Origin of the sequence: Pseudomonas brenneri (assembly GCF_007858285.1) — a bacterium.
Lineage (GTDB): Bacteria > Pseudomonadota > Gammaproteobacteria > Pseudomonadales > Pseudomonadaceae > Aquipseudomonas > Aquipseudomonas brenneri.
The window spans coordinates 247,094-256,788 of record NZ_VFIL01000010.1 but is presented as its reverse complement, the minus strand read 5'-3'; the positions used below and the strand labels follow the sequence as shown (position 1 = coordinate 256,788).

General features: G+C 61.8%; 8 protein-coding genes. All 8 read right to left on the bottom strand.

What is annotated here, in order from left to right; all coding sequences use genetic code 11:
• Positions 1 to 118 precede the first annotated feature (118 nt).
• Positions 119 to 1,123, bottom strand: a complete 1,005-nt coding sequence (locus FJD34_RS22075) for a sulfate ABC transporter substrate-binding protein (protein ID WP_032859134.1) — start codon at positions 1,121 to 1,123, stop codon at positions 119 to 121.
• Between the two features lie 93 nt (positions 1,124 to 1,216).
• Entirely contained in the window at positions 1,217 to 2,041 is an 825-nt protein-coding gene (locus FJD34_RS22070; protein WP_032859137.1) for an ion transporter, read from the bottom strand.
• 31 nt (positions 2,042 to 2,072) lie between these two features.
• Positions 2,073 to 2,948: an urea transporter gene (locus FJD34_RS22065; RefSeq protein WP_090290677.1), complete on the bottom strand. Its 876-nt coding sequence runs from the start codon at positions 2,946 to 2,948 to the stop codon at positions 2,073 to 2,075.
• Between the two features lie 112 nt (positions 2,949 to 3,060).
• Positions 3,061 to 4,476: a pyruvate kinase gene (pyk, locus tag FJD34_RS22060; protein WP_032859143.1), complete on the bottom strand. Its 1,416-nt coding sequence runs from the start codon at positions 4,474 to 4,476 to the stop codon at positions 3,061 to 3,063.
• A complete protein-coding gene (locus FJD34_RS22055; RefSeq protein WP_032859144.1) occupies positions 4,466 to 5,746 on the bottom strand; it encodes a glycerate kinase type-2 family protein in 1,281 nt (426 codons plus the stop codon). Before FJD34_RS22055 ends, pyk begins: the two co-directional genes overlap by 11 nt.
• Before the next feature lie 168 nt (positions 5,747 to 5,914).
• Complete coding sequence (locus FJD34_RS22050) at positions 5,915 to 6,805, bottom strand: 2-hydroxy-3-oxopropionate reductase (RefSeq protein ID WP_032859145.1); 891 nt, start codon at positions 6,803 to 6,805, stop codon at positions 5,915 to 5,917.
• A gap of 151 nt (positions 6,806 to 6,956) precedes the next feature.
• Positions 6,957 to 7,739: a hydroxypyruvate isomerase gene (gene hyi, locus FJD34_RS22045; RefSeq protein ID WP_032859147.1), complete on the bottom strand. Its 783-nt coding sequence runs from the start codon at positions 7,737 to 7,739 to the stop codon at positions 6,957 to 6,959.
• Between the two features lie 50 nt (positions 7,740 to 7,789).
• Positions 7,790 to 9,565 (bottom strand): glyoxylate carboligase, encoded by a 1,776-nt coding sequence (gene gcl / locus FJD34_RS22040; RefSeq protein WP_032859149.1) that lies wholly within the window; start codon positions 9,563 to 9,565, stop codon positions 7,790 to 7,792.
• Positions 9,566 to 9,695: the final 130 nt, after the last annotated feature.

Sequence of the window (9,695 nt, the reverse complement as noted above, 5' to 3'; positions counted from 1 at the left end):
TTCGACTTGCTCGCGAAGGGGGTGTATCAGTCAAAAACTATTTGTCTGACCCACCGCATTCGTGAGCAAGTCGAATCGTCGCACCGCCGCTCCCACACAAGCCGGCTCTCACGGTCAGTTATTGGCCGCTGTAGATCTGGTCAAACACCCCGCCATCATTGAAGTGGGTCTTCTGCACGGTGCGCCAGTCACCAAAGGTCTTCTCCACGGACAGGAAGTCGACTTTCGGGAAGCGGTCGGTGTACTTGGCCAGTACCGCCGGGTCACGCGGACGCAGGTAATTGTTGGCGGCGATTTCCTGGCCTTCTGGCGACCACAGGTATTTGAGGTAGTCATCGGCCACTGTACGGGTGCCTTTTTTGTCGACCACTTTGTCGACGACCGACACCGGCGGCTCGGCTTCGGCAGAGACGCTTGGGTAGATCACTTCGAACTGATCACGACCGAATTCACGGGCAATCATTTCTGCTTCGTTTTCAAAGGTCACCAGCACGTCGCCGATCTGGTTGGTCATGAAGGTCGTGGTGGCGGCACGGCCACCGGTATCGAGCACCGGTGCTTGTTTGAACAGCTTGCCGACAAACTCCTTGGCCTTGTTTTCATCGCCGCCGTTCTTCAGCACATAACCCCAGGCCGACAGGTAGGTGTAGCGCCCGTTCCCGGAGGTCTTGGGGTTGGGCACGATCACTTGTACGCCATCCTTGAGCAGGTCCGGCCAGTCTTTCAGAGCCTTGGGGTTGCCCTTGCGCACGATGAACACGGTGGCGGAGGTGAACGGCGCGCTGTTGTTCGGCAGGCGCGTGACCCAGTTATCGGGCACCAGTTTGCCGTTGTCCGCCAGGGCGTTGATGTCGGTGGCCATGTTCATGGTGATCACGTCAGCCGGCAGGCCGTCGATCACCGAGCGTGCCTGTTTGCTGGAACCACCGAAGGACATCTGCAAGGTCAGCTTGTCGTCCGGGTGCTCGGCTTGCCAGTGCTTCTGGAACGCAGCGTTGTAATCCTTGTAGAAGTCGCGCATCACGTCGTAGGAGACGTTGAGCAGGGTGGTCGATGCGGCCTGGGCGCCAATAGACAGGGCGAGGCCGGCGGCCAGGAGAGAAGCGCTAACGAGTTTTTTCACTGCTCATTCCTTGTTGTTCGAGAAGGTAGTGGCTTATAGCCCACGACTATAGCCGGGGCGGCATAGACGCTTAAAGATTAAAAAGAACTTTGCTTATTCTGCTTTGCGATAAAGCCCGTTGCCACACCGTGAGCAAAAGGCTGCGTTGGGTTCATGGCTGCTTTTCTTGCACACCGGGCAATCGTGTTGCAGTTGCTCGCCGCGCATGGCGTTGGCCAGCTCGGCGGTAAAAATCCCGGTGGGTACGGCGATGATCGAGTAACCGGTGATCATCACCAGCGACGAAATCACCTGGCCCAGCGGGGTCTTGGGCACGATATCGCCAAAGCCCACGGTGGTCAGGGTCACGATAGCCCAGTAGATGCCCTTGGGGATGCTGGTAAAGCCGTGTTCCGGGCCTTCAATCACATACATCAAGGTACCGAACACGGTGACCAGGGTGCACACGCTGACCAGGAACACCACGATCTTCTGCTTGCTGCCGCGCAGCGCCGACATCAGGTAGTTGGCCTGCTTGAGATACGGACCCAGCTTGAGCACGCGGAAGATTCGCAACATGCGGATGATGCGGATGATCAGCAGGTACTGGGCATCGCTGTAGTACAGCGCAAGGATGCCGGGGACGATGGCCAGCAAGTCCACCAGCCCGTAGAAACTGAAGGCATAGCGCAACGGTTTGGGCGAGCAATACAGGCGCAGGCCGTATTCGATGGCGAAGATGATGGTGAAGCCCCACTCGATATAGGCCAGCACATCGGCGTAGTTCTGGTGGATCTGGTCGATGCTGTCGAGCATCACGATCACCAGGCTTGCGAGGATGGTCAGCAACAGGATGCCGTCGAAGCGCCGCCCGGCCGCGGTGTCGCTCTGGAATACCATGACGTAGAGGCGCTGGCGCCAGTCGTTGTTGCTGTCCATGAAGTTCGCCTGAATCGAAGGTCTGCGAAGCCTAGGGGGATTCGAACGGGCTGTCCATGTTGGGCCTTTGCAGCAGGCGCCGCGTCGCGCGTACCAGCCAGCAGGCGAGGATAAACGGCGCAGTCAGCGGCGCCAGGTGCAGGCCGGCGAAGCCTGGGGTCAGGATGATTGCCAGCAGGATGCCGAACAATGGCAGCCAGGGCTGGCGCCGGAACTGGCTGAGGGCCAAGGCGGCGAGTGCCGGGTTATAGCTGTGCAGGCCGAGCAGGGCGCCAGCGCGGTCATCGAGCAACAGGCCCATCGCCACGCCGCTGCTGGCGCCGATCAAGGCCCACAGCATCGCGCGTCGGTCAGCCAGCCATAAACCGAAGGCAATCAACAGGCCGGCCAACGGTTGATCGAGCAGGACGATCTGCCCCAGGCCAACCAGCGGTGCGCCGAGCCACGCCAGGGTATCCGGCGGGCTGATCGTCAACGCCGCAGGTGAGACCGTGCCGAGCAACAGCCAGCTCAAACCGACAAAGGGCGCGGTGTAGGCGGGCAAGTCATCGCTATGGGCCACGCGCTTGATCCATTGGCGCGTCAGGATCGCACTCAGGCCGCCGCACGCCAGGATCAGCGGCGGCAACAGTGCCGACCAGGCAAAGTGCTGGCTGATCAGCAACCCCAGCAGCACACCGTTGTAGCTATAGAGCCCGGCCTGGCGCTCGGCCTTGGGATAGTCACGGCGCTGGGCCGTGAGCAAACCGGCGACCCCGCCCAGCAGCGCACCGCCGAGCAGGGCCGGGGCACAGGTCAGGATCGCCAGCAGGCAGAGCAGGCCACACAGCGGGTGGCGCTGCAGGAAGATCTGGCTGAAACCGTTGAGCAGGGCTTCGGCCCAGTCGGGGCAGGTTGGGTTGGACATGGTGGTGGTCGCTCCCCTGTAGGAGCGAGCTTGCTCGCGAAGGTCGTTAACGATGACGCGTACTTTTTGAATGGACGCGTCGCTCTCAGGTTTTTCGCGAGCACGCTCGCTCCTACAGTAGCGTCTCGATACGCAGCGAGTTGGTCGACCCCGGCTGCCCAAAGGGCACCCCCGCCGTGATCAACAACGTATCCCCACGCTGGGCCATGCCTTGGGCCTGGGCGATTTCCAGCGCGGTGGAACATACCTCGTCCACCTGCCGCAACCGATCATTGACCACCGAGTGCACGCCCCAGGCCACGCTCAGGCGCCTGGCGGTGGACAGGTTTGGCGTGAGGTTGAGGATCGGCACCGCCGGCCGCTCCCGCGCTGCCCGCAGGGTGGATGTGCCGGACTCGCTGTAGTTCACCAGCACCGCCACCGGCAGGATGCTGCTGATCCGGCGGATCGCACAGCTGATCGCGTCGGACACCGTGGCATCGGCCTTGGGTCGGCTTACATCCAGTTGGGTCTGGTAATCCGGACCGTTCTCTACCTGGCGGATGATCTTGCTCATCATCTGCACGGCTTCCAGCGGGTATTCGCCAGAGGCGGTTTCGGCCGAGAGCATCACCGCATCGGCGCCTTCGGCCACGGCATTGGCCACGTCCGTGACTTCGGCGCGGGTCGGGGCCGGTGAGAAACGCATGGATTCGAGCATCTGTGTGGCGACCACCACCGGTTTACCCAACTGGCGGCAGATGGTGATGATGTCTTTCTGGATTTGCGGCACGCTTTCGGCCGGGACTTCCACGCCTAGGTCCCCTCTGGCGACCATGATTGCATCGCTCAGCTCGGCGATTTCCTGCAAACGCTGCACGGCCGAGGGTTTCTCGATCTTGGCCATCAGGTAGGCTTTGTCGCCAATCAGTTCGCGGGCTTCGCGGATGTCTTCCGGGCGCTGCACAAACGACAGGGCGACCCAGTCCACCCCAAGCTCCAGGCCAAAGCTCAGGTCACGCCGATCCTTGGCGGTCAATGGGCTCAACTCCAGCAAGGCTTGTGGCACGTTCACGCCTTTACGGTCCGACAATTCGCCACCGTTGAGCACGGTAGTGTCGATGGCGTCGCTGTATTTGGCGGTCACCCGCAGGCGCAGCTTGCCGTCGTCCAGCAACAGGTCCATGCCCGGTTCAAGGGCGGCGATGATTTCCGGGTGCGGCAGGTTGACCCGGCGCTGGTCGCCCGGGGTGTCGTCCAGGTCCAGGCGCAGGGCCTGGCCGCGCACCAGTTGCACCTTGCCTTCGGCAAACCGGCCGACGCGCAGCTTGGGCCCTTGCAAGTCCATCAGGATGCCGAGGGGGTAGTTCAATTGCCGCTCGACCTGGCGGATCCACTGGTAGCGCTGGGCATGGTCGGCGTGGTCGCCATGGCTGAAGTTGAGGCGGAAGATGTTCACCCCGGCTTCCACCAGTTCGCGGATGTCATCGATACCGTCGGTGGCCGGTCCCAGGGTGGCGAGGATTTTAACCTTCTTGTCAGGCGTCATGTTCAGGGCTCTCAAGGATCAGAATGGCGCGCAAGTCGTTGACGTTGGTCCGGGTCGGCTCGGTGACGATCAACGCGTCGAGTGCCGCGAAATAGCCGTAGCCATTGTTGTTGTCCAACTCATCGCTGGCCGACAGGCCCAGGGCTTCGGCACGGGCATAGCTGGTGGGGGTCATGATCGCCCCGGCGTTGTCTTCGGAACCGTCGATGCCGTCAGTGTCCCCGGCCAGCGCGTAGACACCGGGCAGGCCCTTGAGGCTGTCGGTCAGGCTCAGCAGGAACTCGGCGTTGCGTCCGCCACGGCCATTGCCGCGTACGGTCACGGTGGTTTCGCCGCCGGACAGGATCACGCAGGGCGCTGCCAGTGGCTGGCCGTGCTGGATGATCTGCCGGGTGATGCCGGCGTGGACCTTGGCCACGTCCCGCGCTTCGCCTTCCAGGTCGCCGAGGATCAGCGGGCTGAAACCGGCCTGGCGCACTTTTACCGCCACGGCTTCCAAAGATTGTTGTGGCCGCGCGATCAGCTGGAAATGGCTGCGCGCAAGGCACGGATCGCCGGGTTTGACGGTCTCCGACTCAGGGCTCTGCAACCAACTGCGCACCGAGGCCGGGATGTCGATCTGGTAACGCTTGAGGATCGCCAGCGCTTGTTGCGAGGTGCTCGGGTCGCCCACGGTGGGGCCGGAGGCAATCACTGTGGCTTGATCACCCGGTACATCGGAAATCGCATAGGTGTAGACGGTGGCGGGCCAGGACGCCTTGGCCAATCGCCCGCCCTTGATTGCCGAGAGGTGCTTGCGCACACAATTCATCTCGCCAATGGTCGCGCCGGATTTGAGCAGGGCTTTGTTGATCGCCTGCTTGTCGGCCAGGGTAATTCCCGCTGCCGGCAAGGCCAGCAGGGCCGAGCCACCGCCGGACAAGAGGAAGATCACGCGGTCGTCTTCGTTGAGGTTGCTGATCAGCTCCAGCACGCGTTTGGCCACGGCCTGGCCGGCGGCATCGGGCACCGGGTGCGCGGCTTCGACCACTTCGATTTTCTGGCAGGGGGCGCCGTGGCCGTAGCGGGTGACCACCAGGCCCGAGACTTGGCCTTGCCAGCTGTTTTCCACGACCAGGGCCATGGCGGCGGCGGCTTTGCCCGCGCCGATCACGATCACGCGGCCGCTGCGGTCGGCAGGCAGATAAGGCTCGAGGACTTGCCGGGGGTGGGCTGCGTCGATGGCTGTGGCAAACAGCTCGCGAAGCAGGTGTTGCGGATCGACCGACATAAGCGGGCTCCCGGATTCTTGTTATTGGATTTGAAATGTGGAATGCAATCAAAATGTGGGAGCTGGCTTGCCTGCGATAGCGGTGTGTGGGGCGATTAATCTGTCACTCAAAGACCGCTATCGCAGGCAAGCCAGCTCCCACAAGGTATTGCTTTCCAAAAGGGGAGGTTACTTATCGCGAATCGAGAAATTCGCCATATGCTCCAGGCCCTTGATCAGCGCCGAGTGGTCCCAGTTGCCGCCGCCGATCGCGGTGCAGGTGCTGAACACTTGTTGGGTGCCGGCGGTGTTGGGCAGGTTGATCCCCAGTTCCTTGGCGCCGGCCAGGGCCAGGTTCAAATCCTTCTGGTGCAGGTTGATGCGGAAACCCGGGTCGAAGGTGCCCTTGATCATCCGCTCGCCATGCACTTCGAGGATCTTCGACGAGGCGAAGCCACCCATCAGCGCTTCGCGCACCTTGGCGGGGTCTGCACCGTTTTTCGAGGCGAACAGCAGCGCTTCGGCCACGGCCTGGATGTTCAGGGCGACGATGATCTGGTTCGCCACCTTGGCGGTCTGGCCGTCGCCATTGCCGCCCACCAGGGTGATGTTCTTGCCCATGCTCTGGAACAGTGGCAGGGCGCGTTCGAAGGTCTGTGGCGCGCCGCCGACCATGATGCTCAGGGTCCCGGCCTTGGCGCCGACTTCACCGCCGGATACCGGGGCGTCGAGGTACTGCGCGCCGGTGGCGTTGATCTTCGCGGCAAACGCCTTGGTGGCGGTGGGCGAGATCGAACTCATGTCGATCACCACTTTGTTCGGTGACAGGCCGGCCGCCACGCCATCGGCACGGAACAGTACGTCGTCGACCTGTGGGGTGTCGGGCACCATGACAATGATAAATTCTGCTTCCTGGGCCACTTGCTGCGGGTTGGCCAGGGCCACGGCGCCAGCGGCGACCAGTTCGGCGGGTGCCTTGCCGTGATGCTCGGAGAGGAACAGTTGGTGACCTGCTTTCTGCAGGTTCGCGGCCATGGGTTGGCCCATGATGCCGGTGCCGATAAAGCCGATTTTAGCCATGATCAAAATCCTCTTTTTATTCGTTATGCAGGTTGTGCACTGCCCCCTGTAGGAGCTGGCTTGCCTGCGATGGCTTCACCTGGGTATGCCTGATACACCGAGGTGTCTGCATCGCAGGCAAGCCAGCTCCTACAGGTTTTTATGGTGTTGGTCAGATCGCGTTATGGGTCTTGAGCCAGCCAAGACCGGCTTGGGTCGTGGTCAGCGGCTTGTACTCGCAGCCCACCCAGCCCTGATACCCGATGCGGTCCAGGTGTTCGAACAGGAAGCGATAGTTGATCTCGCCCGTGCCCGGCTCGTTGCGCCCGGGGTTGTCCGCCAACTGGATATGGTTGATCTGATCCAGGTGCGTTGCCATGGTGCGGGCCAGGTCGCCCTCCATGATTTGCATGTGATAGATGTCGTATTGCAGGAACAGGTTGGCGCTGCCCACCTGTTCACGGATCGCCAGGGCCTGCGCCGTGTTGTTCAGGTAGAAACCAGGGATATCGCGAGTGTTGATCGCTTCCATCACCAGCTTGATACCCACCGCTTGCAGCTTGTCGGCGGCGTACTTGAGGTTGGCGACGAAGGTTTTTTCGACGCTAGCGTCATCCAGGCCTTGTGGACGGATGCCGGCCAGGCAGTTGATCTGGGTATTGCCCAGCACCTGGGCATAGGCGATGGCCAGGTTGACGCCGGCACGGAACTCCTCGACCCGATCCGGGTGGCAGGCCAGGCCGCGCTCACCGTTGGCCCAGTCACCGGCCGGCAGGTTGAACAGCACTTGGGTCAGGCCGTGGGCGTCAAGCTGCGCCTTGATTTCGGCGGAGCTGAACTCGTAGGGGAACAGGTATTCCACACCACTGAAACCTGCGTCGGCGGCGGCTTTGAAGCGGGCTAGGAAGTCCTGCTCGGTGAACAGCATGGACAGGTTGGCGGCAAAACGCGGCATGGGAATCTCCTCAAAAGCGTTCCCGCGTCGGACGCGGGAACGTGCAGTCATTAATCGAGCAGTGAAATCGCGGTAGGCGCGTCATTGCCCACCAGTGCCAGGTCTTCGAATTCGTTGACGGCGTTGATCTCGGTGCCCATGGAAATATTGGTCACACGCTCCAGAATAATCTCAACGATCACCGGAACCTTGAATTCCTCGATCATTTCCTGAGCCTTGCGCAACGCCGGCTGGATCTGTGCCGGTTCGAACACGCGCAGGGCCTTGCAACCCAGGCCTTCGGCGACGGCGACGTGGTCAACACCATAGCCGTTGAGTTCCGGGGCGTTGAGGTTGTCGAAAGACAGCTGCACGCAGTAGTCCATTTCAAACCCACGTTGGGCCTGGCGGATCAGCCCCAGGTAGGAGTTGTTCACCACCACGTGGATGTACGGCAGCTTGAACTGCGCGCCCACGGCCAGCTCTTCGATCATGAACTGGAAGTCATAGTCGCCCGACAGTGCCACCACCTTGCGGCTCGGGTCGGCCTTGACCACGCCCAGCGCAGCCGGAATGGTCCAGCCCAGCGGGCCGGCCTGGCCGCAGTTGATCCAGTGGCGCGGCTTGTAGACGTGCAGGAACTGCGCGCCGGCAATCTGTGACAGGCCGATGGTGCTGACGTAGCAAGTGTCTTTGCCGAACACCTGGTTCATCTCTTCGTACACCCGTTGCGGCTTGACCGGTACGTTGTCGAAGTGGGTCTTGCGGTGCAGGGTGGCTTTGCGCTGCTGGCAATCATGCAGCCAGGCGCTGCGGTCCTTGAGCTTGCCGGCGGCTTTCCACTCGCGGGCCACTTCGATAAACATTGTCAGTGCGGCGCCGGCGTCGGAGACGATGCCCAGGTCCGGGGTGAACACGCGGCCGATTTGTGTTGGCTCGATGTCAACGTGAATGAACTTGCGGCCCTCGGTGTACACCTCCACCGAACCGGTATGGCGGTTGGCCCAGCGGTTACCGACGCCCAGCACTACGTCCGACTTGAGCATCGTCGCGTTGCCGTAGCGGTGCGAGGTTTGCAGACCGACCATGCCCACCATCAGCGGGTGATCGTCGGGGATGGTGCCCCAGCCCATCAGGGTCGGGATCACCGGGATACCGGTCAGTTCGGCGAACTCCACCAGCAACTCGCTGGCATCGGCATTGATCACGCCGCCACCGCTGACCAGCAGCGGGCGCTCGGCTTGATCGAGCATGGCCAGGGCTTTCTCGACCTGGATGCGGGTAGCCAGTGGCTTGGCCAGTGGCAATGGCTGGTAGGCGTCGATATCGAACTCGATTTCGGCCATCTGCACGTCGAATGGCAAGTCGATCAACACCGGGCCTGGGCGGCCGGAGCGCATTTCATAAAAGGCTTTCTGGAACGCATAGGGCACTTGGCCCGGTTCCAGCACGGTGGTTGCCCACTTGGTCACCGGCTTGACGATGCTGGTGATATCCACGGCCTGGAAATCTTCCTTGTGCATCCGGGCCCGCGGTGCTTGCCCGGTGATGCACAGGATCGGGATCGAATCCGCCGAGGCACTGTACAGGCCGGTGACCATATCGGTGCCCGCGGGGCCCGAAGTACCGATGCACACGCCGATATTACCGGCCTTAGTACGGGTGTAACCCTCGGCCATGTGCGAAGCGCCTTCCACGTGGCGAGCGAGGACGTGATCGATGCCGCCGACCTTTTGCAGGGCCGAATACAACGGGTTGATCGCGGCACCTGGGATGCCGAAGGCGGTGTCCACACCCTCACGGCGCATCACCAGAACGGCGGCTTCGATTGCTCTCATTTTGCTCATGGTTTTGGTGCCTCTTGCGTTTTGTAATTGTATACAAGTCGGTTGGGTCAAAGTGTATTCACGGCGAGCAGCGCAGGTCAATCCATTTTGTTCTAGCGTCTGTGCATTCGTCGGAAGGCATTTTGCAGGG

What these genes read in the sequence shown, in the direction of transcription:
- FJD34_RS22070 (WP_032859137.1), bottom strand. Translation starts at nt 2,041, where the DNA reads ATGGACAGCAACAACGACTGGCGCCAGCGCCTCTACGTCATGGTATTC.
- FJD34_RS22065 (WP_090290677.1), bottom strand. Translation starts at nt 2,948, where the DNA reads ATGTCCAACCCAACCTGCCCCGACTGGGCCGAAGCCCTGCTCAACGGT.
- pyk (WP_032859143.1), bottom strand. Translation starts at nt 4,476, where the DNA reads ATGACGCCTGACAAGAAGGTTAAAATCCTCGCCACCCTGGGACCGGCC.
- FJD34_RS22055 (WP_032859144.1), bottom strand. Translation starts at nt 5,746, where the DNA reads ATGTCGGTCGATCCGCAACACCTGCTTCGCGAGCTGTTTGCCACAGCC.
- FJD34_RS22050 (WP_032859145.1), bottom strand. Translation starts at nt 6,805, where the DNA reads ATGGCTAAAATCGGCTTTATCGGCACCGGCATCATGGGCCAACCCATG.
- hyi (WP_032859147.1), bottom strand. Translation starts at nt 7,739, where the DNA reads ATGCCGCGTTTTGCCGCCAACCTGTCCATGCTGTTCACCGAGCAGGAC.
- gcl (WP_032859149.1), bottom strand. Translation starts at nt 9,565, where the DNA reads ATGAGCAAAATGAGAGCAATCGAAGCCGCCGTTCTGGTGATGCGCCGT.